This window comes from Quadrisphaera granulorum, from assembly GCF_003149145.1.
GTDB classification, from domain to species: domain Bacteria; phylum Actinomycetota; class Actinomycetes; order Actinomycetales; family Quadrisphaeraceae; genus Quadrisphaera; species Quadrisphaera granulorum.
The window spans coordinates 1-25,332 of record NZ_QGDQ01000042.1 but is presented as its reverse complement, the minus strand read 5'-3'; the positions used below and the strand labels follow the sequence as shown (position 1 = coordinate 25,332).

At 71.6% G+C, this 25,332-nt stretch carries 20 protein-coding genes; 8 read left to right on the top strand and 12 right to left on the bottom strand.

The annotated features are described in order from the left end of the window. Window positions 1-253: 253 nt before the first annotated feature. Together BXY45_RS21385 and BXY45_RS21380 are read right to left on the bottom strand one after the other, a co-directional pair. The gene (locus BXY45_RS21385; protein WP_146211315.1) at window positions 254-1,570 is read right to left on the bottom strand and encodes a CoA transferase; all 1,317 of its coding nucleotides are present in this window, start codon (window positions 1,568-1,570) and stop codon (window positions 254-256) included. Window positions 1,571-1,768: 198 nt separating this feature from the next. Further along, complete coding sequence (locus BXY45_RS21380) at window positions 1,769-2,668, bottom strand: ATP-grasp domain-containing protein (RefSeq protein WP_211319822.1); 900 nt, start codon at window positions 2,666-2,668, stop codon at window positions 1,769-1,771. Between the two features lie 139 nt (window positions 2,669-2,807). Here BXY45_RS21380 and BXY45_RS21375 point away from each other — a divergent pair, with 139 nt between their 5' ends. After that, a complete protein-coding gene (locus BXY45_RS21375) occupies window positions 2,808-3,860 on the top strand; it encodes a GGDEF domain-containing protein (RefSeq protein WP_146211314.1) in 1,053 nt (350 codons plus the stop codon). Here BXY45_RS21375 and BXY45_RS21370 read toward each other — a convergent pair. The 6 genes from BXY45_RS21370 to BXY45_RS21345 all read right to left on the bottom strand — a co-directional run bounded on the left by BXY45_RS21370 (window position 3,838) and on the right by BXY45_RS21345 (window position 10,843). Then, window positions 3,838-4,749 carry a PhzF family phenazine biosynthesis protein gene (locus BXY45_RS21370; protein WP_109776559.1) on the bottom strand — a complete coding sequence of 304 codons (912 nt, stop codon included), beginning with the start codon at window positions 4,747-4,749 and terminating at the stop codon, window positions 3,838-3,840. The two genes, BXY45_RS21375 and BXY45_RS21370, sit on opposite strands and share 23 nt — an antisense overlap. Before the next feature lie 22 nt (window positions 4,750-4,771). After that, window positions 4,772-5,194, bottom strand: coding sequence for a nitroreductase/quinone reductase family protein (locus BXY45_RS21365; RefSeq protein WP_109776558.1), 423 nt, complete (start codon window positions 5,192-5,194; stop codon window positions 4,772-4,774). A 113-nt stretch (window positions 5,195-5,307) separates the two neighbouring features. Then, window positions 5,308-7,341, bottom strand: coding sequence for a 3-hydroxyacyl-CoA dehydrogenase NAD-binding domain-containing protein (locus tag BXY45_RS21360; RefSeq protein WP_342799600.1), 2,034 nt, complete (start codon window positions 7,339-7,341; stop codon window positions 5,308-5,310). A 131-nt stretch (window positions 7,342-7,472) separates the two neighbouring features. Further along, on the bottom strand, window positions 7,473-8,705 hold the full coding sequence (locus tag BXY45_RS21355) for a thiolase family protein (RefSeq protein WP_109776556.1): 1,233 nt from the start codon (window positions 8,703-8,705) through the stop codon (window positions 7,473-7,475). A gap of 82 nt (window positions 8,706-8,787) precedes the next feature. Continuing rightward, window positions 8,788-9,450 (bottom strand): potassium channel family protein, encoded by a 663-nt coding sequence (locus BXY45_RS21350; RefSeq protein WP_109776555.1) that lies wholly within the window; start codon window positions 9,448-9,450, stop codon window positions 8,788-8,790. Further along, window positions 9,443-10,843 (bottom strand): TrkH family potassium uptake protein, encoded by a 1,401-nt coding sequence (locus BXY45_RS21345; RefSeq protein ID WP_211319821.1) that lies wholly within the window; start codon window positions 10,841-10,843, stop codon window positions 9,443-9,445. Before BXY45_RS21345 ends, BXY45_RS21350 begins: the two co-directional genes overlap by 8 nt. A gap of 229 nt (window positions 10,844-11,072) precedes the next feature. On the opposite strand from BXY45_RS21345, the gene BXY45_RS21340 reads away from it, so the two are divergent. Together BXY45_RS21340 and nhaA are read left to right on the top strand one after the other, a co-directional pair. Further along, window positions 11,073-15,977 (top strand): NAD-glutamate dehydrogenase, encoded by a 4,905-nt coding sequence (locus tag BXY45_RS21340; RefSeq protein WP_245961966.1) that lies wholly within the window; start codon window positions 11,073-11,075, stop codon window positions 15,975-15,977. A gap of 259 nt (window positions 15,978-16,236) precedes the next feature. Next, window positions 16,237-17,535 carry a Na+/H+ antiporter NhaA gene (nhaA, locus tag BXY45_RS21335; protein WP_109776553.1) on the top strand — a complete coding sequence of 433 codons (1,299 nt, stop codon included), beginning with the start codon at window positions 16,237-16,239 and terminating at the stop codon, window positions 17,533-17,535. Here the strand turns inward: nhaA and BXY45_RS21330 are convergent, their stop codons facing one another. Next, a complete protein-coding gene (locus tag BXY45_RS21330) occupies window positions 17,536-18,174 on the bottom strand; it encodes a TetR/AcrR family transcriptional regulator (protein WP_109776562.1) in 639 nt (212 codons plus the stop codon). It abuts the gene before it with no gap. A 46-nt stretch (window positions 18,175-18,220) separates the two neighbouring features. Between BXY45_RS21330 and BXY45_RS21325 the strand changes: the two genes are divergently transcribed. Continuing rightward, the gene (locus BXY45_RS21325; protein ID WP_109776552.1) at window positions 18,221-18,820 is read left to right on the top strand and encodes a GNAT family N-acetyltransferase; all 600 of its coding nucleotides are present in this window, start codon (window positions 18,221-18,223) and stop codon (window positions 18,818-18,820) included. Here BXY45_RS21325 and BXY45_RS21320 read toward each other — a convergent pair. Continuing rightward, window positions 18,757-19,713 (bottom strand): LysR family transcriptional regulator, encoded by a 957-nt coding sequence (locus BXY45_RS21320; protein ID WP_109776551.1) that lies wholly within the window; start codon window positions 19,711-19,713, stop codon window positions 18,757-18,759. The genes BXY45_RS21325 and BXY45_RS21320 overlap by 64 nt on opposite strands. Window positions 19,714-19,844: 131 nt before the next feature. On the opposite strand from BXY45_RS21320, the gene BXY45_RS21315 reads away from it, so the two are divergent. The 3 genes from BXY45_RS21315 to BXY45_RS21305 all read left to right on the top strand — a co-directional run bounded on the left by BXY45_RS21315 (window position 19,845) and on the right by BXY45_RS21305 (window position 22,624). Next, entirely contained in the window at window positions 19,845-20,837 is a 993-nt protein-coding gene (locus BXY45_RS21315) for a DUF1852 domain-containing protein (RefSeq protein ID WP_109776550.1), read from the top strand. A gap of 47 nt (window positions 20,838-20,884) precedes the next feature. Next, window positions 20,885-21,922: a methionine synthase gene (locus BXY45_RS21310; protein WP_109776549.1), complete on the top strand. Its 1,038-nt coding sequence runs from the start codon at window positions 20,885-20,887 to the stop codon at window positions 21,920-21,922. A 183-nt stretch (window positions 21,923-22,105) separates the two neighbouring features. After that, on the top strand, window positions 22,106-22,624 hold the full coding sequence (locus tag BXY45_RS21305) for a GtrA family protein (RefSeq protein ID WP_109776548.1): 519 nt from the start codon (window positions 22,106-22,108) through the stop codon (window positions 22,622-22,624). A gap of 12 nt (window positions 22,625-22,636) precedes the next feature. Here the strand turns inward: BXY45_RS21305 and BXY45_RS21300 are convergent, their stop codons facing one another. Both BXY45_RS21300 and BXY45_RS21295 read right to left on the bottom strand, forming a co-directional pair. After that, window positions 22,637-23,056 (bottom strand): hypothetical protein, encoded by a 420-nt coding sequence (locus BXY45_RS21300; RefSeq protein WP_146211313.1) that lies wholly within the window; start codon window positions 23,054-23,056, stop codon window positions 22,637-22,639. A 95-nt stretch (window positions 23,057-23,151) separates the two neighbouring features. Then, the gene (locus tag BXY45_RS21295; protein WP_109776546.1) at window positions 23,152-23,598 is read right to left on the bottom strand and encodes a hypothetical protein; all 447 of its coding nucleotides are present in this window, start codon (window positions 23,596-23,598) and stop codon (window positions 23,152-23,154) included. A gap of 120 nt (window positions 23,599-23,718) precedes the next feature. Here BXY45_RS21295 and BXY45_RS21290 point away from each other — a divergent pair, with 120 nt between their 5' ends. Beyond that, entirely contained in the window at window positions 23,719-24,891 is a 1,173-nt protein-coding gene (locus tag BXY45_RS21290) for a transposase (RefSeq protein WP_109776545.1), read from the top strand. Window positions 24,892-25,332 lie beyond the last annotated feature (441 nt).

Sequence of the window (25,332 nt, the reverse complement as noted above, 5' to 3'; positions counted from 1 at the left end):
GACGGGCTCGTCAGCACCAATCGTCACCGACGTCGAACCGCCCCGACCCGCCCCCATTTTCCTCCTCCGAGACGGCCCCCGGCCAGAGCCGTTCAAGGAAGTTCTGCACGCCTGCGTGCAGAACTTCCTTGATCGTCAAGGAGGGGGGCTGGTTGGTGCGACGCCAGTGAGTCGCCCTGTCGATCGCCGAGGGGTGGCCGACTGCCCATGATCACGGCGGACAGTGCTCCGGAGGTCCATGATCACGGGGGAGTCAGGGAGGGGTGGACAGCCAGACGGGGTTCGAAGGGGTCAACCCGGCGGACCAGGCGGGGGCACCCAAGGGCCTCACCACCGTCACGGTGCCCTCCGGGGAGGGCAGGTCGACGAGGTAGCGCTCCAGGTCCGAGGCCCTGAGTCGCTCCCCGACGGGCGCCGCCTCGGAGGAGACCTGCTGGCTGAGCAGCCACCGCGCCAGCCCGGCCAGCGACACGTGGGCGTGCCACGACGCAGCCGGCGAGGAATGGCGCAGCACCAGGCCACGCATCACCGCCGCGGCGAGGAGGTGCCCGGCGCCGTGGTCGAGGGCCTGCACGGGCAGCGTGCCGGGCGTGCCGTCGGCGGCTCCGGTCATCACGGCGATGCCGCTGGCGGCCTGGACGATGGAGTCGAACCCACGCCGCTGCGCCCACGGCCCTCGCTGGCCCCACGCCGACAGCGATGCCACCACGAGGTGCGGGTGGCGCTCGGCCAGCTCCTCCTCGCCGAGCCCCAGCCGAGCCAGAGCGCCCGGCCGGTACCCGTGTACGAGCACGTCGGCGGCGGCCAGGAGCCCCTCCAGTCGCTCCCTGCCGCGTGCGGAGGCAATGTCGAGCTGCGCCCACCGCTTGCCCGGACCTGTCTCGAGCAGCGACTCACGCGCCTCCGGCAGGTGCGGTGGATCGATCCGCAGGACGTCGGCTCCCCACGCCGCCAGAGCCCTCGTCGCCGTGGGCCCGGCGATGACGCGCGTCAGGTCGAGCACCCGGGCGCCCTGGATGCCACGGGCCATCTCCCTGCTGCTCGTGCCGGTACCGGGTGAGTCGTTACCGGGGGAGTCGATACCGGGGGAGTCGACGCAGTGCAGGTCCACCACCGGTGTACCCGCCAGCGCAGTGCCCATCGGCGAGGCAGCCCACTCGTGGGGGGTGCGTACCGCCGCGGCGACACCGCCGGCGGTGACGACAGCGTCTTCGACCTCGTGCGCCTGACGCTCGAGAAGAGCACGGCGCACCGCATCCTGCGTTGCGGGGCCGGCGTCGTCGCCGTCGTCGTCCAGCCCGAGGGCGTCGAGCAGGGCCGCGCGGTGGTGGGGGTAGTTCGCGTGCACCCGCACCCATCCGTCCGCTGTCGGCCAGAACCGCGACAGCGGAGCGAAGCCACCCCTGGCGGGCTGGCCGTCGAGGCGTAGCAGCGCCTCGCTGCAGAAGTCGGCCGTGACGTGGCGGGCGTCGACGGTGAGCTGCCCATCAACCGGAGGAGGCGCTCCGGGATCAAGGGCGGCGCCCGACGGGCCAACCGCCGCCAGCCGGTGCACCGTGGCCGTGGCCACGGCGAGAGCCTCGACCGGCAAGGGGCTCGTCAGGCCTGTCGTGCCGCTGACGCGGATGGTGCGGAGGTCGGCCGGGTTTCCCTGGAGATCCCTCCAGAGCTGATGCAGCAAGCCTCCGGCCACCCCGCCATAGTGCTCAGTGCGGTCGCGCGGGGCCAGTCCGCGTCCCCCGAGGATCGATGGCGGGGCGGTACAGCGTCAGTGGGGCAGCCGGTGCAGCACCGCTTCGGCGAGCCGCTCGGCCGACCCCGGGGCGTGGTCGAGGAACAGCGACGGCTCCACGAGCTCCAGTTCCAGCACGCGCGGGGCGCCGTCGTCGTCGGGCAGCAGGTCCACCCGGGCGTACAGCGGAGCGGCTACGCCCGCCTCGCGGGCCCGGCGGGTGACCTCGGCCATGACGGCCAGCCCGACCTCGACCTCGGCAGCCGACGGTTCCCTCGGGGTCATCTCCTCCTCGGCGAAGAGACCTTCCACGAGCTCACCGCCGGCCGGCAGCAGCGCTGCCTTGCGCATCGCGTGACTGAGCGTGCCGTCGAGGAAGACCAGCGCCGTCTCGCCGACCTCGTCGACGGCGGCGAGGTAGGGCTGGACGAGCACGGAGCGACCGCCGGCGTGCACCGCACCGACATGGGCGCGCGAGCGGTCGGGCTCGTGCGCGCCGAGGCGCAGCGTGTCGCGCGAGCCCGCCGAGACCGCGGGCTTCACCACGTGCTCGACGTCGAGGTAGGGGTGGCTCTCACCGTCGCCGACCTCCACGAACGCGCTGGGTACCACGGGCAGCCCGACCGCCTCCAGCTCGGCGAGGTAGTGCTTGTCGGTGGACCACTCCAGCAGCGGCAGCGGGTTGAGGAGGACCGACGACGACGACGCCCGCCGCGCCCAGGCGAGGAACTCCTCGCGCCGCGGGGCGTAGTCCCAGGTGGACCTCACGACGGCGAGGTCGAGCGCGGCCCAGTCGACGGCCGCGTCGTCCCAGACCACCGGCCGTGCGTCGACGCCGCGGCCACGGAGAGCCACGAGCAGGTGCTGGCCCTCGTCATCGAGGTGGGGCACTTCCGAGCAGGTGACCAAGGCGACAGCAGGGGAGGGGCGGCTCACGGCGCCCATCGTCACACCACCGGGTGATCGAGATGCGGGCAGCCCGTGCCGATCCGGTGATGTGAGAGCTTTCACCCCTCGTCGACCAGCCGAGGCAGCCCGCTGGCTGGGCACTGCCCTGGTGGCGAGTGCGCTCCTCATGCTCTTGACAGCCGTTCCCATCGCCGACCACGCAGCGGCGTTGTCGGTGGTGGGCGCGGCCGGTGCTGTCTGCGCGTTCGGTGGCGTCGCGTGCCTGCGCGGGTGGATCCCGCGGGGGCGCTCGTGGGCGGCCATGCTGCTCTCGGCGGTCGGGGTCATCGTGGTTGCCGACCTGGTCACGGGTGATGCGACTGCCACCGGACTCGTCTTCTTCCTCGTGCCGCCACTGGTGGCCGCCGCTCAGCTGCCGTCCCGGGCCGCGTGGTTCACCGCTGGCGTGAGTCTGGTGGGTCTCGCCGTCGTCGTGACCATGCTGCTGCCGCTGGACCGCGCGCTGGTGGACGGCGTCAACGTCGCGGCGTTCGTGGTGCTGGTCACGTGGCTCGTCTCGCGCGGGCAGGACCGCACCGACAGCCTTGTCGCCGAGCTGCAGCGCCAGGCGGCGATCGACCCGCTCACCGGTCTGGTGACCCGCCGTGTGCTCGACGAGGCGTTGCGGTCCGCACTCGAAGGCACGGCCGCGGCGTGCGGGAACGCGCTGGTCATCGTCGACATCGACAAGTTCAAGAGCGTCAACGACACCTGGGGTCACCCGGTCGGTGACGCGGCCATCACGCACGTCGGAAGGGTGCTGGCGCGGGCCTGTGGCCCGGACGCCGTGGTGTCGCGCCTCGGTGGTGACGAGCTGGCGGCGCTGCTGCCCGGCCGCTCGCCGGCGGAGGCGGCGGCGGTGGCCGAACACGTGGTGGTCGACGTCCGCGCGGCGCCGCTCGTCCTGGGCGACGGGCGCGAGGTGCCCCTGACGGTGAGCGTGGGCGCCGCGCACTCACCGGTGAACGCCGCAGACCTCGAGGGCCTCTACCGGGCCGCCGACGAGGCGCTCTACCGTGCCAAGCGCGCCGGGCGGGACAGAGCAGTCCTCAACGACGGCGACAACAGCGACGACGATGGCAGCGCCGATGACGGGCCCGTCGCTCCAGCGGCCGCCCTGCCCGCGCAGCGGGCGTTTCGCGACGCCGGCTCGTCACTCACAGGGCGACGGAACCGCTGACCCCGACCACTGTCGCCCCGCCCACCCAGACGCCGTCACCCTCCCGAGCAACATGGACGTGGCCGCTCCGCCCGAGCGCCGCGCCCTGCGACGCGGTGTAGCGAGCCGGCAGGACGGCGCCGGCGCCTCCTGCGGTGAGCCACTGCCCGAGGCCGGCGTTGAGGCTGCCGGTCACCGAGTCCTCTCCCCAGGTGCCGAACTCGCGGAAGAAGGCGCGCACCTCGACCGCTGCGCCGCCCGGGCCGGTGCCGTCGCGGTATGGGCCGATCACGCCGATGGCGGAGGGCCCGTCAGCGCGACCTCCCTCGCCGCTCGCGGTGCTGGTGCTCGCCGCGAGCACCGCGGCGGCGTCGGTCAGCAGCAGCGCCACCCAGCCGGGGCCGTTGTCCACCCACGCGGCGTCGACGACGTCCTCGGTGCGGACGCCCACGGACGCTGCGGCTGCCGCGAGGTCGGCCGGGTCGACGGGGCCGCTGCGCCTCAGCGGCGGCGCCTCGAAGGCGAGCACCTCGTCGCCGTCGCCGTCGTCGTCCTGAGCCACGGAGCGGCGGACGGCGACCAGCCCGGCACCGCACTCCTGCACCACCACGCCCTCGCGCTGCGGGACGCCGCCCGCCTCCAGCCAGGCGCGGGCGGAACCGAGCGTGGGGTGCCCGGCGAAGGGCAGCTCGCTGCCGGGCGTGAAGATCCGTACGCGGTAGTCGGCGCCGGCGGCTGCGCCCTCGGGGGTGGGGGCGAGCAGGAACGTCGTCTCGGACAGCTGGGTCCAGCGGGCGAAGGCGCGCATTGCGTCGTCGTCGAGATCGTCGGCGTCGTGGACGACGGCGACGGCGTTGCCGCGCGTCAGCTCCCGCGTGAAGACGTCGACCTGGGTGAAGCGGCGGGACATCGGGTGCCTCTCTCGGCGGTCCTCAGCGGGGCTCGAGCAGCACCACGGGGATGACCCGCGGGGCGGCCTTCACCTCGTAGTCGGCGAACCCGGGCATGCGGCGCTTCTGCTCCTCCCACACCCCGGCGCGCTCCTCGCCGTGCAGCTCGCGTGCACGGACCGGGACCTCACGTCCGCCGTGCTCGGCGCCGACCTCAGCGGTGGTGTCGGGGTTGGCCAGGAGGTTGGCGTACCACTGGGGGTGGACGGGGGCACCGCCCTTGGAGGCGAAGACCGCGAACGCAGCATCGACCTGCTGGAACACGAGCGGTGCCACGTGCTCGGTGCCCGAGCGGCGGCCGCGGTGGTGCACGAGGATCATCGGCGCGCCCTCGAACGGCGGGCCAACGCGGCCGTCGTTCTCGCGGAACTCTCGGATGACGCGCGTGTTGAAGTCCTCGGTCACGCCGCCAGCATGCACCGCCCCACCGACGCGACGGCCCCGCCCCCTCCGTGATCATGGGCAGTTGGCCACTCTGAGGTGGCCGACTGCCCATGATCACGGAGGGGGTGAGGGGGTCAGGCGGGGACGGACGCCACGCCGCGCGGCAGGAACCGCTGACCGGTGACGCGCTCGGCCACTCCGGTCCTGTCGAGCAGCGGCAGGATTCCGCCGAGGTGCGCAGGCCAGCCTGCGCCCAGCTGCAGGCACAGGTCGATGTCGCGCGGGTCGGAGACCACGCCCTCGTCGAGCATCCGGCGTGCCTCGTCGGCCAGGGCCTCGAGCACGCGCTCGCGCACCTGTTCCTCGGTGGACGGCGAGTCGCCGAGCACCAGCACCTCGCGCGCGGCCTCGGTGAGCGTGCGCGTGCCCTTCTCGTACACGCCCGGCAGACCGGCCTCGACGATGCGCCGCAGGTTCGCCGAGACCGGGAACCGCTCCGGGAACGCCGCGTGCAGCGACTCCGCCACGTGCAGCGCCACCGCGGGACCCACGAGGCCGAGCAGCTCGAAGTTGCTCATCGGCAGGCCGAGGGAGTCGAGCGCGGCCTCGGCCACCTCCACCGGCGTCCCCTCGTCGACGACGACGCTTGCCTCGCTCATGAACCGCGTGAGCAGCCGGTTCACCACGAAGGCGGGGGCGTCCTGGACGAGCACGCACGACTTGCGCAGCCCCTTGCCGACGGCGAAGGCCGTGGCCAGCGTGACGTCGTCCGTGGGCGTGGCTCCCGTCGTGCGCACGACCTCCACCAGCGGCATCACGGCCACCGGGTTGAAGAAGTGGAACCCGACGAGGCGCTCGGGGTGCTCCAGCACCGACGCCATCGCCGTCACCGACAGCGAGGAGGTGTTGGTCATGAGCACGCAGTCCTCGCGCACGACCTTCTCGACGGTGCGGAACACGTCCTGCTTGACGGACAGCTCCTCGAAGACCGCCTCGATGACGAGGTCGGCGTCCGCGAACGCCGCCGCGCTGTCGGTCGTGCCGGTGACGTTGGCCGTGAGCCGCTGCGCAGCGCCGTCCGAGAGGCGTCCCTTCTCGCGGAGCTTGGCGATCTCGCCGTGCACCCACGCCACGCCCTTGGCCACCCGGGCCTCGTCGAGGTCGGTGAGGACGACGGGCACCTTCAGCTGCCGCGCGAACACCAGCGCCAGCTGGCTGGCCATGAGCCCGGCGCCCACGACGCCGACCTTGCCGACCGGCCGTGCGAGCTTCGGGTCGGGGGCACCGGCGGGCTTCTTGGCCCTGCGCTGCACGAGGTCGAAGGAGTACACGCCGGAGCGGAACTCGTCGGTCATGATCAGCTCGGCGAGGGCGTCGTCCTCGGCGGCAAACGCCGCCTCACGTCCCTCCGGCCCGACATCGGTGCGGGCGCGGGCCAGCAGCTCCAGCGCCTTGTACGGCGCGGGCGCCGCCCCGTGGAGCTTCGCGTCGACGGAGGCCCGTGCTGCCGCGAGCACGCCGTCCCAGAGCCGCTGGTCGCGGCTGACCTCGGGACGCTCGACGACGACCTCGCCGTTGACCACCCGCGCCGCCCACCGCAGGGACTCCTCGAGGAAGTCGGGGGAGTCGAGGACGACGTCGACGACGCCCAGCTCCAGCGCCTGCTGCGCCGTGAGCGTCTTCTGCGAGGCGGGGTTGGCGATGATCACCTGCACGGCCTTCTCGATGCCGATGAGCGCCGGCAGCAGGTGCGTGCCGCCCCACCCGGGCACCAGCCCGAGCGCGACCTCGGGCAGCGCCAGCCCGCGCGCCACCGACGAGGCGGTGCGGTACGTGCAGTGCAGCGCCACTTCGAAGCCGCCGCCCATGGCCGGGCCGTTGATGAACGCGAAGCTCGGCACCCCCAGCTCGCCGAGGCGGCGCAGCTGGTCGTGGCCGTGCTTGGCCACCGCACGGGCCTCCGCGGTGGAGCGGATGCGGGCGACGTCCTTGAGGTCGGCGCCGACGGCAAACACGAAGGGCTTGCCCGTGATGGCGACGGCGACGACGGGCCCCTCGGCCACGGCCGCCTCGACCTCGTCGAGGGTGGCCCTCAGCTGCAGCAGGCCTGCCGGGCCCAGCGTGGTGGGACGCGAGAAGTCATCGGGGGCGTCCGGCGAGTTGTCCATCGTGATCAGCGCGAGGGTGCCTGCGCTGGACCCGCGCCGCGGGTCGAGCGGCACCTCCTGCCAGGGGAAGAACGTCACGCGCTCGGACCCGTTCGGGTCCACCAGGTCTTCCGGACGCACAGCGAGCTCGGTCATGCCGCCACCTCCTTCGTCTCAGTGCCCGTCTCAGTGCCGCCGTTGAAGTGCGGGTTCTCCCACAGGACCGCGCCGCCCTGGCCGAGACCCACGCACATGGCGGTGAGGCCGTAGCGGACGTCGGGGCGCTGGGCGAACTGCCGCGCCAACTGCGTCATGAGCCGCACGCCGGAGCTGGCCAGTGGGTGGCCGACGGCGATGGCGCCGCCCCACGGGTTGACGCGCTCGTCGTCGTCATCGATCCCGAAGTGGTCGGTGAAGGCCAGCACCTGCACGGCGAAGGCCTCGTTGAGCTCGAACAGGCCGATGTCGTCGATGGACAGGCCCGTCTTGGCCAGCAGCTTCTCCGTGGCGGGCACCGGGCCGATGCCCATGACCGCCGGGTCGACGCCGGCGAACGCGAAGCCCGCCAGCCGCATCGCCACCGGCAGGCCCAGCTCTGCGGCGGTCTCGCCGGAGGCCAGCAGGCACAGCGTGGCGCCGTCGTTGAGGCCCGCCGCGTTGCCCGCCGTCACGCGACCGTGCGGGCGGAACGGGGTCTTCAGGCCTGCGAGCTGCTCCACGGTGGTGCCCGGGCGGGGCGGTTCGTCCGCCGTCGCCAGGCCCCACCCGCGCTGGGAGTGGCGCGTGGCCATCGGCACGAGGTCTGGCTGGACGTCGCCGCGCTCGTACGCGGCGGCCAGCTTGGCCTGTGAGGCCGCAGCGAACGCGTCTGCGCGCTCGCGGGTCAGGTGCGGGTATCGGTCGTGGATGTTCTCGGCGGTGCGGCCCATGACGAGGGCGTCGCCGTCGACCACCCTGTCCGCGACGAAGCGCGGGTTCGGCGCGAAGTTCGCGCCGAGGGGGTGGCGGCCCATGTGTTCGACGCCGCCCGCGAGCACCGCGTCGTAGGCGCCGGCCGCGATGCCCGACGCCGTCGTCGTCACCGCGGTCATGGCTCCCGCGCACATCCTGTCGATGGCGAACCCGGGCACCGACTGCGGCAGGCCCGCCAGCATGCCGGCGCTGCGACCGAGCGTGAGGCCCTGGTCGCCCTCCTGCGTGGTGGCGGCGATGGCCACCTCGTCGATGCGCTCCGGCGGCAGGGACGGGTTGCGGCGCAGGATCTCGCGCAGCAGGCGGACGACCATGTCGTCGGCGCGGGTCTGCGCGTACATCCCCTTGTCGCCTGCTCTGCCGAACGGTGTGCGGACACCGTCCACGAACACCACGTCGCGCCCTGAAAGCACGCCGACCTCCTCGTCGAACCGTCCTGAGGAGTTACACGCTACCCGCGGTACCGGGTTCTGGCGAGCAGTGGCGGGCCAGGCATCAGTCGAGCTCGACGAACTTCTCCACGTCCGAGGGCTTCCCCGCGATGACGATGACCGAGCCGTAGCTGAGCACCGTGTCGTACCCCGCGTGCGTGTACTGGTTCGAGCCTTCCGGCTTCACCGACACGACGGTCACGTGGTGTCGCGAGCGCAGCTTGGAATCACCGAGCGGCACACCGACCAGGTCGCGCGGCGGCTTGGTCTTGGCCAGCACCCACTGCGGGCCCAGCTCCACCCAGTCCTCCATGCGCCCGGACACCAGGTGCGCCACCCGCTCGCCCATCTGCTGCTCCGGCAGCACCACGTGGTGTGCGCCCACCCGTCGCAGGATGGTGGCGTGCTGGTCGGACAGCGCCTTCGCCCAGATGGTGGGGATCTCCAGGTCGACCAGCCCGGCCGTGGTGAGGATGCTCGCCTCGAGGTGCGTGCCGATGCCGACGACGGCGCGCGGGAAGTCCTGCACGCCGATCTCCCGCAGCGCCTCGACCACGGTGGTGTCCGCCGTGACGACCTGCGGAAGCACGCCTGACAGCGACTGGACGACGTCGGCGCGGGCATCGATGCCCAACACCTCCGTGCCGCCGCGGTGCAGCTCGAGCGCGAGGGCGGTGCCGAAGCGGCCCAGGCCCAGGACGACGACGGGATCTGCTCGCCTAGCCAACGATCATCCTCTCCTCGGGGAGCTGGTGGAGCTTCGCGCGCTCGCGCAGGGCGAGCGCGGAGGCCAGAGTCAGCGGGCCGATGCGCCCGATGTACATGAGCACGACGATGACGACGTGTGCCGCCGTCGGCAGGTCCGCGGTGACGCCTGTGGACAGCCCCACCGTGCCGAAGGCGGAGACGGCTTCGAAGAGCACGATGTCGGTGGGCTGCTCGGTGGTGGTGTGCAGCGCCAGCGTGCCGACGATGACGATGCCGATGCCGAGCAGTGCGACCGCGAGGGCCTGCCGCTGGGTGGCGGCGGGTACGCGCCGACGGCCGATCTCGACGTCCTCGTTGCCGCGCAGCTCGGCCCACAGCACCGCGGCGAGCAGGCCGAACGTCGTGACCTTGATGCCGCCGGCGGTGCTCGCTGAGCCGCCGCCGATGAACATCAGGACGTCGGTGACGAGCATCCCCTCCGGCGTCATGGCGCCGATGTCGATGGCATTGAAGCCCGCCGAGCCGGCCATGACGGCCAGCGTGAAGGCACCCACGACGGCGTCGACGGGGTCGAGCGCACCGAGGGTGCGCGGGTTGGGCACCTCGAACAGCGCCATGAGCGCGGTGCCGACAGCGAGCAAGGTCAGCGTGACGGTCACGGTGACGCGGGTCAGCACCGACCAGGAGCGGGGGTGCCGCCACCCACCGCGCCGGAACCCGCCGCGCGCCAGCTCGAAGACGACGGGGAACCCGAGCCCGCCCAGCAGCGTCGCGGCGCAGAGGATGAGCAGGGTGCCTGGGTCGTCGGCGTACTGGACCAGGCTGTCGCTCGCGAGCGAGAAGCCAGCGTTGTTGAACGACATCACGGCGTAGAACACCGACCGCCACGCGGTGCGCAGCAGCGGGTCTCCGTCGAGGAGTGCCCACTTGCCGAAGAGCAGGACGGCGACGACGGCCTCCGAGGCGAGGCTGAAGACGAAGACGCTGCGGATGACCGTCCGGATGTCGCCGGCGCTCAACGAACGTGACTCCGCCTGCGCCACGAGCCGCGCGCGCAACCCGAGCCGTCGCGAGAGCAGCAGCGCGATGAGCGTGGCCGCCGTCGTGATGCCCAGGCCCCCGAGCTGCACCAGCAGCATGATCACCACGTGCCCGTAGGCGGTCCACGCAGTGCCCGTGTCCACGATGGACAGGCCCGTGACCGACACCGCCGACGTGGCGGTGAACAGCGCCACGACCGCGTCGACGCTGCCGTCGGTGTGGGCGAACGGCAGCGCCAGCAGCAGGGTGCCGACGGCGATGGCGGCGGCGAAACCGCCCGCGATGACCCGTCCGGGGTGCGGTGCGCCACCGCGAGGCGTGCGCCTGGCTGCGCTGCCCGGGCTGGCTGGGCTTGCAGGGCTGTCGGGCACGAGCGACCACCCTGCCAGAGCTGCGCCCCGTCGTCGTCGTCCTCTCGGACGACTCTCGGACGGTTCATTCCTCGGCGCGTGCCGCTGAGGCGGGGCAGGCTGGGTGGTGGGCGTCCCTCGTAGGGGCAGCCCGACGAGCACCGACGAGTGCAGGGCACAGTGGACCCTGCCCTTCGGCACACCGGAGTGTCGGGGCGGGCTGGACGAGGAGTAAGCAGGGGTCGTGGAGATGTCACAGCTGGCAGCACCGGGAGCACGGACGGACGGGGTCCTCGACGCGGTGCGGGAGCCGGGGCAGGCCCGGGTGTGGGCGGAGGACCGCCAGGGCGCGACGGTGTCCTCGGGGACGACGACGGTGCGCATCGTGACCGACGACATGCCGTTCCTCGTCGACAGCGTGCTCGCCGCCCTGGCGCACTCCGGCAGGTCGATCCGGCGGCTGTCGCACCCGCGCTTCCACGTGCGGCGCGACGGAACCGGTCGGCTCCTCGAGGCCCGTGCGGCCGCCGGCGGCGACGACGCGGGCGACGGCTTCCTCACCGAGAGCCACATCTCCGCGGAGGTCAGCCTCGACGGTGACGACCCGGGTGGCGTCCGGCTGGTCGACGCCGTCAGCGGCGTGCTGCGCGACGTGCGAGCGGCCGTGCAGGACTGGGAGGCGATGCGGCGCCGGGCGCAGGCGCTGGCCATCGCCCTCATTGAGGACCCGGCCGCCGGCGGCGACGAGGCCGAGCGCCGGCAGGCGGCGGCCTTCCTGTCCTGGATGGTGCAGGACAGGTTCACCTTCCTGGGGCACCGGGTCTACGACGCGCGCGTGCTGGACGACGGGTCGGGCCGCACGGTCCTCGACGGGCGCGTCAACGGCGCTCTGGGCGTGTCGAGGTTCCGACCGGCCCGGCGGGGCCTGGAAGCCGAGACCGTGACCACCACCTCAGACACCTCAGGCACCTCGGGCACCTCAGGCAGCTCAGGCGCTGGCGAGGGCGCAGGTCATGCGCCCGTGCTGGCCGTGTGGAAGGCAGCAGCCCGGGCGACCGTCCACCGTCCCTCCCACCTCGACTGCGTCGCGGTGCGCCTCGTGGACGGCGAGGGCCGCGTGGTCCGGGAGCACCGGTTCCTGGGGCTGTTCACCTCCTCGGCGCGCAGCGAGCCGGTGCTGGAGGTGCCCGTCGTCGCGGACAAGGTGCGCACGGTGCTGCGGCGCGCCGGCGTCAGGTCGCAGGACCACTCGGGGCGCGACCTCATCAGCGTGCTCGAGACCCTCCCGCGCGACGAGCTGCTGCAGGCCGACGAGACCTGGATCACCGAGACCTCGCTCGCGGTGCTCGACCTCAAGGAGCGCCGCAAGACGCGGCTCTTCCTGCGCTACGAGCGTCAGGACCGGGTGGTCTCCTGCCTGGTGTACCTGCCGCGCGACCGGTACACCACCGGTGTCGGTCACCGCGTCGGGCAGCGCCTGCTGGAGGCGTTGGGCGGCGCTGAGGTCGAGCAGACGCTGCAGGTGTCGGAGTCGGTGCTCGCGCGGCTGCACTTCGTCGTCCGCGCGCGCCCGGGTGAGCGCCTGCTCGACCCGAACCTCCTCGACCGCGCCGCCCTCGAGCGGTCGGTCGCGGCGCTCACCCGCTCCTGGCAGGACGCCCTGGTGCTGGTCGCGCAGGCTTCCGCGTCGACGGAGGGCTCTTATGACGCCGAGCCTGGCGACGAGGAGCTCGTGGCCCGGTGGGTGGACGGCATCCCGGACTCCTACCGCTCGGCCACCGCGCCCGCCGACGCCCTCGTGGACCTGAGGCGGTGCCAGCAGGTGCTCGACGGCCCTGACGACGGGCCCGTCCTGGAGCTGCGACGCACCGACGACGACCTGCCGACCGACCGGCGCCTGGTGTTCTACCGCTCCCACCCGGAGACGCTGAGCTCGATGATGCCGGTGCTCACCAACCTCGGGGTGGAGGTGCTGGAGGAGGTCCCGCACCGCTTCCAGGACGTCGACGGCCGGCGGGTGTGGATCGAGGACCTGCGGCTGCGGTTCCCGCAGTCCAGCACCGACACGAGCACCGGTGCCGACGCGGATGCGGAGGTGCTCGGGCGCCGGTTCTGCGACGCCTACGCCGCGGTCAGCCGGGGCCTCGCCGAGACCGACTCCCTCGACCGCCTGGTGCTGAGCGCCGGGCTCACGTGGCGTCAGGTCGCCCTGCTGCGAGCGTGGACGAAGTACCTGCGGCAGGTCGGGCTCGCCTACACCCCGGAGGGCGTCGCCGAGATCCTCCTGTCCTCGACGGACGTCGTGCGGCTGCTCGTGCGTCTCTTCGAAGCGCGCTTCGCCCCGCTGCGCCAAGGCCGCGAGGAGGGACGGGCCGAGCTCGTCGAGGCGCTGCGGGAGGAGCTGCGCGCCGCCATCGACGGGGTCGCCAGCCTCGACGCCGACCGCGTGCTGCGCTCGCTGCTGTCGGTGGTGGACGCCGTCGTGAGGACCAACGCCTACCAGCCCAACGAGCCCAACCAGCAGGGCGACGGCGGACAATCGCACCTGTCGTTCAAGCTGTCGCCGCGGCTCGTGGCGGGCATGCCCGACCCGGCGCCGCACGCTGAGATCTGGGTGTACTCCCCGCGCGTCGAAGGGGTGCACCTGCGCTTCGGCGAGGTCGCCCGTGGTGGGCTGCGCTGGTCGGACCGCCGCGAGGACTTCCGCACCGAGGTGCTGGGCCTGGTCAAGGCGCAGATCGTCAAGAACGCGGTCATCGTGCCGACCGGCGCCAAGGGCGGCTTCGTGGCCAAGCAGCTGCCCGACCCGGCCGTCGACCGGGACGCCTGGTGGGCCGAGGGCGTCGCCAGCTACCGGACCTTCATTGCCGGTCTGCTCGACGTCACCGACGACCTGCGCACCACTGAGGGGGAGGACGGCCGTCCGGTCCGGGTGGTGGTGCCCCCGAAGGGTGTCGTCAGGTACGACGGCGACGACTACTACCTCGTCGTCGCGGCCGACAAGGGCACCGCGACGTTCTCCGACACCGCCAACGCGATCGCCCTCGAGCGAGGTTTCTGGCTCGGTGACGCGTTCGCGTCGGGCGGGTCGGTCGGCTACGACCACAAGGCGATGGGCATCACCGCCCGCGGTGCGTGGGAGAGCGTGCGCCGTCACTTCCGTGAGCTCGGGCACGACACCCAGACCCAGCCGTTCACGGTGGTCGGTGTCGGTGACATGAGCGGCGACGTCTTCGGCAACGGGATGCTGCTGTCGGAGCAGATCCGGTTGGTCGCCGCGTTCGACCACCGGCACGTCTTCCTCGACCCGGACCCCGACCCGGCGGTCTCCCACGCCGAGCGCGCCCGCCTGTTCGCCCTGCCGCGCTCCTCGTGGGCCGACTACGACACCTCCCTGCTGTCCGAGGGCGGGGGCGTCTACCCGCGCACGGCCAAGTCCGTGCCGGTCACGCCCCAGGTGGCGCGCCGGCTGGGCCTGGACCCCGCGACGACGTCGATGTCTCCGGTCGACCTCCTGCGTGCCGTGCTGGCAGCTCCGGTGGACCTGTTCTGGAACGGCGGCATCGGCACCTACGTCAAGGCTTCCACCGAGAGCCACGCCGAGGTCGGTGACAAGGCCAACGACGCCATCCGCATCGACGGCCGTGACCTGCGCGCTCGGGTGGTCGGCGAGGGCGGCAACCTCGGCCTGACTCAGCGCGGGCGCATCGAGGCCGCGCAACTCGGTGGTCAGCTCGGTGGTCAACTCGGTGGCGGGGGCCGGGGCGTCAAGCTCAACACCGACGCCATCGACAACTCCGCAGGCGTCGACTGCAGCGACCACGAGGTCAACATCAAGATCCTCCTGGACCAGCTCGTGGCCCAGGGGCAGCTGGACGCCGCCGAGCGCAACGCGACCCTGCTGCGGATGACCGACGAGGTCGGCCGCCTCGTGCTGCGCGACAACTACGACCAGAACGTCGCGCTCAGCGTCGAGGGGGCGCTGGCTCCCGCGCTGCTGCCTGCGCACCGCCGCTTCCTGGACGAGCTGGTCCGCGTCGGCGCCGTCGACCTCCAGCTGGAGGCGCTGCCCACCCCGGCCGAGCTCGACCGCCGGGCCCGTGACGGTGGCGGGCTGACGATGCCGGAGCTGTCGGTGCTCATCGCCCACGCCAAGATCACGCTCGGGCGTGCGGTGCTGAGCAGCTCGTTGCCCGACGAGGAGTGGGTCACGGCGACGCTGCGCAGCTACTTCCCGGCGGAGCTCGGCGAGCGGTTCGCCGACCACCTGGCCGACCACCCGCTGCGCCGGGAGATCGCCACCACCGTCCTGATCAACCGCGTCGTGGGCCTGGGCGGGCTGACGTTCGCGTTCCGCGCCGCGGAGGAGACCGGCGCTGAGCCTGCCGACGTCGTGAGGGCCTTCGTAGTGGCCGCCAGGGTGTTCGGTCTGCCCGAGCGCGCCGCCGCGGTGGAGGCCCTCGACGGGAAGGTGTCGGTGGCCGCGCAATCACGCATGCGGTCCGTGCACCACCGGCTGCTCGACAGGTCGGTCCGCTGGCTGCTGCACACCCGGCCCGAGGGCATCGACGTGCCCGCCGAGGTCGAGCGGTTCGCTGCCGAGGTCGCCCGGCTCGCCCCGGCGGTCGACGGTCTCATCGGTGGCGAGGACCTGCGGACGGTCGAGCGCGAGGCCGAGGAGCTCGTGGCGCTGGGGGTGCCCGCCGACGAGGCCCGCCGCACGGCGACCCTCCTCGACCTCTTCCCCCTGCTGGAGATCATCGACATCGCCACGCGGGACGAGCACGGCATCGGCAGTGTCGACAGGGTCGCGCACGCGTGGTTCGAGATCTCGCGGGCCTACGACCTCGAGACGCTGCTGCAGGGGATCAGCGCGCTGCCCCGCGACGACAGGTGGCAGGTGCTGGCGCGAGCCTCCCTGCGCGACGACCTCTACAGCGTGCACCGCGAACTCACCGAGGCACTGCTGCGCGAGTGCTCCGCCGCGGACGGCGCTCCCGTGCTGACGGACCACGTCACGGCCATGCGCGAGAGGTTCCGAGACATCGCGGTCCGCTCCGAGGACCACGACGCCCCGCTGGACCTCACCTCGCTGACGGTGTCGCTGTGGTCGTTGAGGTCGCACGCCCGGTCGTTGCGGCGGCCCGCCGCCTAGCCCCCGTCCTTTCCGCACTTTCCGCGGCAAGTGCTCTTCCCACCCCCCTCCTTCTCGCACTTGCCGCGGAAAGTGCGAGAAGGAGGGGGTGCGGAAGGGACGGGGGGAGTGGTGCAACGAGGACGACGGCGCCGCGCTGAGGCGCGCTGACGCTCGCTGACCAGTCACGGGGCCGCTGCGTCGATACCCTGGGATCAGGTGTGCCGGGAAGTCTGGTCGGCAGGTCCGCCGTCGACCCCCGAACCTCCCGGGAGCCACCGTGCCCACTCCAGTCCGACTCTTCGCCCGCGGCACCTACGCCGAGGCGGTGAGGATCGCCGATCTCCTACGTCAGGAGACCGTCGGCGGAGTGCTGCTCATCGCCGGTGCCGTGATCGCGCTCGTGTGGGCTAACTCCCCGTGGGCGCCGGCGTACACGGGGCTGCGCGACACGGTGGTCGGGCCGTCGGCCCTGCACCTCGACCTCAGCCTCGGCACCTGGGCCGCCGACGGACTGTTGGCGATCTTCTTCTTCGTCGCGGGGCTAGAGCTCAAGCGCGAGTTCGTCGCCGGTGACCTGCGCGACCCGCGCAAGGCGGTGCTGCCCGTGGCCGCTGCCGTCGGCGGCATGGCGGTGCCCGCCGTCATCTTCGTGCTGGTGAACCTGCACAGCCCTGACGCGCTGGTCGGGTGGGCCATCCCCACGGCCACGGACATCGCCTTCGCCCTGGCGGTGCTCGCCGTCATCAGCACCCACCTGCCGACGGCACTGCGCACGTTCCTGCTGACGCTCGCCATCGTCGACGACCTGCTGGCCATCACGATCATCGCCGTCTTCTACACGGTCTCGCTGTCCTTCGTGCCGCTGCTGCTGGCGCTCGTGCCGCTCGGGCTGTTCGGGCTGCTCGTCCAGCGGCGGGTCCGCAGCTGGTGGCTGCTGCTGCCGCTGGCCGTGACCACGTGGGCGCTCGTGCACGCCTCGGGGGTGCACGCCACGGTCGCGGCGGTGCTGCTTGCCTTCACCGTCCCCGTGCTGCGCAGCGAGGCGGCCGGCGGTCCGGACGCCGGTCCTGGGCTGGCCGAGCACTTCGAGCACCGCATCCGCCCGCTCTCGGCGGGCGTTGCGGTGCCGGTGTTCGCCTTCTTCTCCGCCGGCGTGACGATCGGCGGTCTCTCGGGGCTGACAGCGTCGCTCACCGACACCGTGGCCCTCGGCATCGTCGCGGGGCTCGTGCTGGGCAAGCCCCTCGGTGTCGCGGGCGCGACGTGGCTGGTCAGCCGGTTCACCCGTGCCCAGCTCGACGACGACCTGCGCTGGCCCGACGTCGTCGGCCTGTCCCTGCTGGCCGGCATCGGCTTCACGGTGTCCCTGCTCATCGGTGAGCTGGCCTTCGGCGCCGGGTCGGTGCGCGGCGAGCACGTCACGGTGGGGGTGCTCACCGGAACGCTGATCGCCGCTCTGCTGGCGGCCGCGGTGCTCGGGCCGCGGAACCGCTACTACCGGCGCATCGCCCAGCTCGAAGCACGCGACGACGACGGCGACGGGATCCCCGACGTCTACCAGCAAGGCTCGCGCTGATCACTGTGGCGTGAGGGGGACGACGACGCGGGCCAGCAGCTCGTCCAGCAGTTCCACCTGCCGCTGCGCCGGGTAGCTGTCGGGGTCGAGCACGGCCTGGACGGCCAGGCCCAGCACGGCGGCGTGCACCACCTCGGCTCGCCGCTCCGTTCCGGCGGCGCCGCGCGTGCTGCGCCGCCCGTCGTCGTCGTCCTTCTCTTCGTCGAGGACTGATGCGAGCAGCTCGCGGACCCTGGAGCGACTGGCCCGGTAGCGCTCGGCGTGGTCGGCTGCGTGGCCGGGGTCGGCCAGGGCGGCGTCCCAGGAGGAGATCCAGATCCGGTTGGCCGTCTGCGAGGCGTCGTCCAGCGGGAGCATGTCCATCAGCGCGGCACGCAGCGCCGGCAGACCGGGATCGGCGCGGCGCCGCGTGCGAGTAGCGCCCTGCTCGGACAGCAGCTCCAGGGCGAAGGCCGTCAGCGCGCGCTTGGTGGGGAAGTAGTGCGTCACCACGCCGGTGGTGGCGTCCAGCTCCGCGGCGACGGCCCGCATCGACAACCCTGCGAACCCTGCCTTGTCGAGGACCCGCCACACGGCCGCCGCCACGTCTTCGCGTCGCTGCTGCTGGCGGGCGCTCACGCTCTCGTTCGGACCGTTCATGCTCCGAGTGTCGATCACACAACGACTGTTGTGCGATGGTGGGGTCATGTTCAGCCTGTCGATCGGTCCCGATGCCGAGCTGCGCCCGCTGGAGGTCTGGCATACCGAGGAGCTGGCCGACCACCTCGACCGCGCTCGCGAGCACATCCGGCCCTGGGTGGGGCCGTCGTTCGTCACGGACACCGTCGAGGGCGCTGCCGCGACGCTGTCGCGCTACGCCACCGCGACCGCGACCGACGGTGCCCGGCTCTACGGCATCTGGTGCGAGGGCCGGCTGGTGGGCGGGGTGATGTTCGTGGCGTTCAGCGCGGCCTCGGGTGTCTGCGAGATCGGGTGCTGGCTGGAGCCAGGCGCCGAAGGCCGGGGCCTGGTCAGCGCGGCGGTCGGACGCCTGCTCGACTGGGCGCTGCTGGAGCGGGGGCTGAACCGGGCCGAGTGGCGCTGTCGTGCCGACAACGTCCGCAGCGCCGCCGTCGCCCAGCGGCTGGGCATGACGCTGGAGGGCACGCTGCGCGGCACGTGGCGTCGCGGAGACACGTTCCACGACACCCAGGTGTGGGCGCTCCTGCAGTCGGAACGCCGTCAGGCCTCTCCGAGCAGCGTCACGCCGAATCCCGCGACGACCACCCGTACCTCGTCGAGATAGCGCTGCGCCTGCTCGGTCAGGGGGATGGCGGAGTGGCCGATCCAGCCGATCTCGATGTGCTCGTCGACGTCGAGCGGCACGGCCGTGATCGCTGGGTCGAGGTCGTCGCTCACGATCCCCGTCGAGATCGTGTACCCGTCGAGCCCGATCATGAGGTTGAAGATCGTCGCGCGGTCGGAGACGCGGATCTCCCGCGCGCTCGACAGCGTGGAGAGGATCTCCTCGGAGAAGTAGAAGGAGTTATTGGCGCCCTGGTCGAAGGTGAGGCGCGGGAGCTCGGCCAGGTCGGCCAGGGTCACGCGTTCCTTGGTGGCGAGCGGGTTCTTCCGGGAGATGAAGATGTGCGGCTCGGCGAGGAAGAGCGGCCGGAACTCCAGGCCGGAGTCTCGTAGCAGTTTGTTGATGACGTCCCGGTTGAAGTCGTTCCGGTAGATGATGCCCAGCTCGCTGCGCAGGGTGCGGACGTCTTCGATGATGTCCCAGGTGCGGGTCTCCCTCAGGGAGAACTCGTACTCGGCGCTCTCCGTGCGCCGGACCATCCGCACGAAGGCGTCCACGGCGAACGAGTAGTGCTGCGTCGACACCCCCAGGAGGCGTCGCGACGGCGGCCTGCCGAGGTATCGCTGCTCGAGGAGCGCGACCTGCTCGACGACCTGCTTGGCGTAGCCGAGGAACTCGGCGCCGTCGGTGGTGAGCGTGACCCCGCGGGCAGAACGGATCAGGAGGGCCCGGCCCACCCGGGCCTCGAGCTCCTTCATCGCTGCGGACAGCGTCGGCTGGGCGACGTAGAGCACGTCGGCAGCGGCGGTGATCGACCCCTCGGCGGCGACCTCGATGAAGTACGACAGCTGCTGCAGCGTCACCCCTGTCGACCGTGTGGAGCGTCCAGTCATAGAAAGAAACTATAGAAAGCCATCCCCGTGTCGAGTTACACGATGACACTCGTCTGCCGCCACGATGGGCGTCGATCACCACCGGGCCGGATCGGCCGGTGCGGCAGGTCCAGGCTGGGGAGTAAGCGCACATGGCTCACGGGTTCGACTTCAGCATCACCACCACGCGCTTCGACGAGGACTACGAGCCTGCCGCCAGCTCTCGGGTCACCACAAACTTCGCCAACCTGGCCCGGGGAGAGCAGCGCCAGCAGAACCTCCGCCGCGTCCTGACCATGATCGACCGCCGGTGCAACGACCTCGCGCACTGGGACAACCCGGCCCGAGACCGGTACACGGTCGAGCTGGACATCGTCTCCGTCGAGCTGCAGTTCGCCGACGAGGGCGAAGACCGGGCGTTCCCGCTCCTGGAGGTGCTGGAACCCCGCATCGTCGACCGGCAGACCGGCGCGCGTCACCAGGGCATCGTGGGGAACAACTTCTCCTCCTACGTCCGCGACTACGACTTCAGCGTGCTGCTGCCCTCGGTCAACGCGGGGACGCCGGGGTTCACCGTCCCCGACGACTTCGGCGACCTGCACGGCAAGCTGTTCCGGGCGTTCCTCGACTCCGACGTCTACCGGGCGCGCTTCCCGCAGTCACCGGTGATCTGCATCAGCGTCTCGACCAGCCGGACCTACACCCGTAGCGAGAACCGCCACCCCGTCCTCGGTGTCGAGTACGAGGCCGACGCGCTCTCCCTCACCGACGCGTACTTCGCGAAGATGGGCCTGGGCGCCCGCTACTTCATGCCGCGCGGCGCAGTGGCGCCGCTGGCGTTCTACTTCCGCGGAGACCTCCTCAACGACTACTCGAACCTGCAGCTCATCGGCACCATCGCCACGATGGAGGCGTTCCAGAAGATCTACCGGCCGGAGATCTACAACGCGAACTCCGCCGCGGGGGGCACCTACCGGCCGAGCCTCACGGAGGAAGACTTCTCACGCACCCAGATCGAGTACGACCGCGACGAGCGCAGCCGACTTGCCGTCACGCAGGGCCGCTTCACCGAGGAGCACTTCATGACGCCCCACCGCGACGTACTCCAGCAGTGGGCTGCCGGTTTCCCGGCGCTCGTCGGTTGAGCAGGGAAGAGTTGACCACTGTGACCGCTACTTCACTGTCTTCAGCCGTGTCGGGACCCCTGACCACCGCCATCGTCGGCAGCCTGCCCAAGCCGTCCTGGCTCGCCGAGCCCGAGAAGCTCTGGTCCGAGTGGAAGCTCACGGGCGAGACGCTCGTCGAGGGCAAACAGGACGCACTGCGCGCCGCCGTGCAGGAGCAGGAGCGCCGCGGCCTCGACATCATCTGCGACGGCGAGCAGACCCGGCAGCACTTCGTCACGACCTTCATCGAGCACCTCTCCGGGGTCGACTTCACCCAGCGCGAGACGGTCCGCATCCGCGACCGCTACGACGCGAGCGTGCCGACCGTCGTCGGCGCCGTCAGCCGTGAGAAGCCGGTCTTCGTCGACGACGCCACGTTCCTGCGCAGCCAGACCGACAAGCCCATCAAGTGGGCCCTGCCCGGCCCGATGACGATGGTCGACACCCTGTACGACCGCCACTACCGCAGCCGCGAGAAGCTGGCGTGGGAGTTCGCGAGGATCCTCAACCAGGAGGCACGCGAGCTGGAGGCGGCCGGGGTCGACATCGTCCAGTTCGACGAGCCCGCCTTCAACGTCTTCCACGACGAGGTGCGCGACTGGGGCGTCGCGGCGCTCGAGCGCGCCGCGGAGGGTCTGCACGCGCAGACCGCCGTCCACATCTGTTACGGCTACGGGATCAAGGCCAACAACGACTGGAAGGCCACGCTCGGCGCCGAGTGGCGCCAGTACGAGCACTCCTTCCCGCTGTTGCAGCGGTCCTCCCTCGACATCGTCTCCCTCGAGGGCCACCACTCCCACGTGCCAATGGAGCTCATCGAGCTGATCCGCGGCAAGAAGGTCATGCTCGGCGCCATCGACGTGGCGAGCCACGACGTCGAGACCCCGGAGGAGGTCGCCGCCACGCTCCGGAACGCTCTGGAGTTCGTCGACGCCGAGAACCTCATCCCGAGCACCAACTGCGGCATGGCACCGCTGCCGAGGTCCGTCGCGCAGGGCAAGCTCAGCGCGCTGTCCGCCGGCGCGGCGCTGCTGCGCGAGGAGATGGCTACCGCGCGAGGCTGACCGCCGGCCGCTGTCGCCGTCGTCGTCGCCTCCCTGGACCTGAGCGTCTCGGGAGGCGACGACGAGCTGGTGAACGGGCCCACAGGAAGTGGACAGCGCTCCAACAGGACAGCACCACGCTGGTGTCGCAGGCTGTGAGGCGGTCGCTGGTCGCGGCCTCCGCGACTGCCCCAGGAGAGTGTGATGTTCGAGCGCAGGTCCCGGGAGGACCTCCTGGCGCTCGTGAAGTTCATCGCCGCAGGCTGCAGCGGCAACGTCGTCTACTCGCTCGTCTTTCTCGCCATCGCGCAGATCCATGACGGCGTCACGACGTCCAGCGTGGCGGCCAGCGTCATCTCCACCCTCGCCGTGAACGAGGTGCACCGGCGCTGGACGTTCCGCAGGATCGGCAGGCCGTCGCTGCGGCAGGCGCACCTCTCGGGGGCGGCCTCTGCGGTGGCCGGCACCGTGCTGACGGCAACCGCGCTGTCGGTGTGGACGTGGTTCTCGCCGGGAGCCCCGCTGACCAGCGACGTGGCGATCTCGTGGTGCGTCACGGCGCTGGTCGGGTCGGCGAACTTCCTGCACCTGCGGCACGCCTCCACACCCGCGCCCGTCGATGTGTCAGTGACCCGTGCCCCGGACGTGAGCGCCAACCTCAGCACGGGGCGAGTCGGTTCGAGTCCGGTCTTCACCGCGACGGCTGCTCGTTCGATGCCGTAGCGGATGGGGCGGTCACGGGGAGTCGGTGCACGTCCCCAGGTCACTCAGGGACATCGCCTCGGGGCAGGACTGGCGTGTCCACGTGCCGCTGCCGAACCTGTCGTTGGTGGAGTCGACGAGTACCTCCAGGCCAGGCTGGCCCGGGAGGCGGCGGTAATGGGTCCGGATGGGGTCGCCTTCGGTGGTGGGCGCGGTGACGACCAGCTCGGCGCCTTCCTCCTCGGCGGCGTCGCTGAACAGGCACGACGACGCCGTCGGTGAGGGTTCTCCCTGGCCGACGGTGACGGCTGGGCACTGCGGGAGCTCCGCTGCCGCCGGCGGTGGGGAGGGCGGGAGAGCGGCCCACAGGCTCAGCCCCGCGGCGCCCAGCAACGCGGCGGTGACCACCAGCAACGCCCGGCCGGGACGTCGAGGTGTGGGCGGGGTCGGCATGTCTCCTCCTCAGGGCTCTGGCGGAACGACGCCCCAGCGAGGCCCTGCGTTGCAGGGCGCCAGCAGTTGACCCTCAATGACCCTGAGGCCCTGACTCACCCCGTGAGGGCATTCAGCTTGGCCTCCAGAGCGGCCAACCCGTTGCGAATCATGTTCGCGTAGCCGTCATCGCCCAGCACGTGCTGGACGTCCAAAGCAGCTTCCCATTGGACGAGGGCTTCAGAGGGCCGTCCCTGACGCAGGTACCCGTCACCGAGGTTGAGGTGCAGGCTGGGAGCCAACCCCGCGGCGTCAGGAATCCCGACCGCGGCGAGGTCCTCACGGCCGACGTGCTTATATGCGAGGAGCGCCCGCTCGTCCCATGCCACCTCGTCGTTGAGGCGATCTTCGAGGTCGGCGATGTAGTGCGCCACAACGCACTGTTGTGCCTGCTCCGCGTCGCCTGTCTCCCGCCAGCACGCCAGTAGTGCAGACCGTCCGCCCTCCCGATCACCACCGAGCGCGAGACCGACCGCCGACATCACTGCCTCCCAGGTGGTCACCGCCCGAGAGTAGGTCGCGCGGTGGGAGGGCGAGTCAACGCAGCAGGCCCCTGCCCATCAGAGCGTGTAGAGGATCCCCTTCGAGGTGCCAGCCCCTGCAGTCTGTGGTGACGTTGAGTGATGACGCCTTCCCCGGCGCTGCAGCGTCGCATCAAGCCCTACCCCATCGACCTCACCGACGCCCAATGGGAACAGGTCGCCCCCTTCGTGGCATCCCCGGCCGACCCCACCCCCGGCGGACGCGGCGGACGCCCGCCGGTCTACGACCGCCGCGAGATCGTCGACGCCCTGCTCTACCAGAACCGCACCGGCTGCCAGTGGCGCTACCTCCCACATGACTTCCCGCCCTTTGACCTGGTCCACCACTACTTCGCCGCCTGGGTCAAAGACGGCACCTTCACCGCTTTGATGGACGCCCTGCACGAAGAAGTCCGCCCCCAGACCCCACTTCCCGGCGACCACGACGACCACGACGACCACGACGACCACGACGACCACGACGGTGAGGGCACCAGCGACGCTGGTGAGCGCGACACCGCTGGCCAGCGGCGCGATGGCCACCGCGAGGGCGACCACGAGGGCGAGGGCGAGGGCGAGGGCGAGGGCGAAGCTGCTGCTCACCGGCGCACCCGTGCAGCGTTGCCGACCGCGGGGATCATCGACTCCCAGTCGATCCAGGCAGCCCCCACCGTGGGACGCCTCAGCCCCGAGCAGGTCGGCTCCGAGGCTGAGTTCACCCGCAACCGCCCCGGTGGTGTGGCGGACTCCCGTGGCTACGACGGCGGCAAGAAGATCAACGGGCGTAAGCGTCACCTGCTGGTGGACACCGAAGGCTGGCCCATCGACATCGTCATTACTGGGGCGGGGGTCTCGGACAACGCCGGTGGCATCGAGGTCCTGAAGGCGGCGGTCGGCCGTGAGGCCGGGGCGCATCTGGAGCTGGTCTGGGCTGATGCGGGGTACAAGAAGACGTTCATCGAGGCCGCGCAGCAGATGGGTGTTCAGGTGGAGGTCGTTCCCAAGCAGCAGGGTCAGGCGAGCCAGGAAGGTCAGGAGGGCCCTGGCGGGCAGGCAGTCACGGCGCCGAAGCGGGGGTTCGCGCTGGCAGCGCGGCGGTGGGTCGTCGAACGTACCCACGCCTGGATGACCGGGCATCGGCGTCTGGCTCGCGACTACGAGCGCCGTGCTGATCATGCTCGGGGTCAGTATCAGTTGGCGTCGATCGGGGTGATGTTGGACCGGGCTTTCCCGCGACCTGGCCGCAAGCCGTGGTCACCGCCTGTGACGGCGTGATCGAGCCCCAGAGTCATCTGCGGGGATCCTCTACACGCTCTCAGGTAGGGGCCCGCGCGGAACTGCCTGGTGCGCCAGCCCTCAGTCTCTCTCGGGCGAGTCCCCTCGTGCGCGGGGGCGGAGCGATGACTGAGCATCGGTCGACAAGTGCGGAAGCGACCCTGGGGGTGTGCCTGACGACGACTCGCGCGCCGAGCGATGTGCAGCCGATGAGGCTGGCCGGTCCGGTGGGGTCGCGGGACAGGACTGGCGTCTCGCCCTATCCCGGCTGCAGGGGCATCAGGAGGATCGACGCCGCTTGTCGAGGAGCTCTGTGATGCGGGGAGAGCGGACGAAGTCTGGCGGAGAGGAATGATCAGAACCTGTGGATGACCGGGCGGGTCGTACCTTCCCGGTGATCTCCACACCCAACGAGAAGAAGATCAGCGTTGCAGCGCTGTT

Excerpts from the sequence above, each read along its gene's own strand:
- BXY45_RS21375 (WP_146211314.1), top strand. The coding sequence starts at position 2,808 with ATGCTCTTGACAGCCGTTCCCATCGCCGACCACGCAGCGGCGTTGTCG.
- BXY45_RS21320 (WP_109776551.1), bottom strand. The coding sequence starts at position 19,713 with ATGACTGGACGCTCCACACGGTCGACAGGGGTGACGCTGCAGCAGCTG.
- BXY45_RS21370 (WP_109776559.1), bottom strand. The coding sequence starts at position 4,749 with ATGTCCCGCCGCTTCACCCAGGTCGACGTCTTCACGCGGGAGCTGACG.
- BXY45_RS21300 (WP_146211313.1), bottom strand. The coding sequence starts at position 23,056 with ATGCCGACCCCGCCCACACCTCGACGTCCCGGCCGGGCGTTGCTGGTG.
- BXY45_RS21290 (WP_109776545.1), top strand. The coding sequence starts at position 23,719 with ATGACGCCTTCCCCGGCGCTGCAGCGTCGCATCAAGCCCTACCCCATC.
- BXY45_RS21305 (WP_109776548.1), top strand. The coding sequence starts at position 22,106 with ATGTTCGAGCGCAGGTCCCGGGAGGACCTCCTGGCGCTCGTGAAGTTC.
- BXY45_RS21340 (WP_245961966.1), top strand. The coding sequence starts at position 11,073 with ATGTCACAGCTGGCAGCACCGGGAGCACGGACGGACGGGGTCCTCGAC.
- BXY45_RS21325 (WP_109776552.1), top strand. The coding sequence starts at position 18,221 with ATGTTCAGCCTGTCGATCGGTCCCGATGCCGAGCTGCGCCCGCTGGAG.
- BXY45_RS21330 (WP_109776562.1), bottom strand. The coding sequence starts at position 18,174 with ATGAACGGTCCGAACGAGAGCGTGAGCGCCCGCCAGCAGCAGCGACGC.
- BXY45_RS21360 (WP_342799600.1), bottom strand. The coding sequence starts at position 7,341 with ATGGACAACTCGCCGGACGCCCCCGATGACTTCTCGCGTCCCACCACG.
- BXY45_RS21315 (WP_109776550.1), top strand. The coding sequence starts at position 19,845 with ATGGCTCACGGGTTCGACTTCAGCATCACCACCACGCGCTTCGACGAG.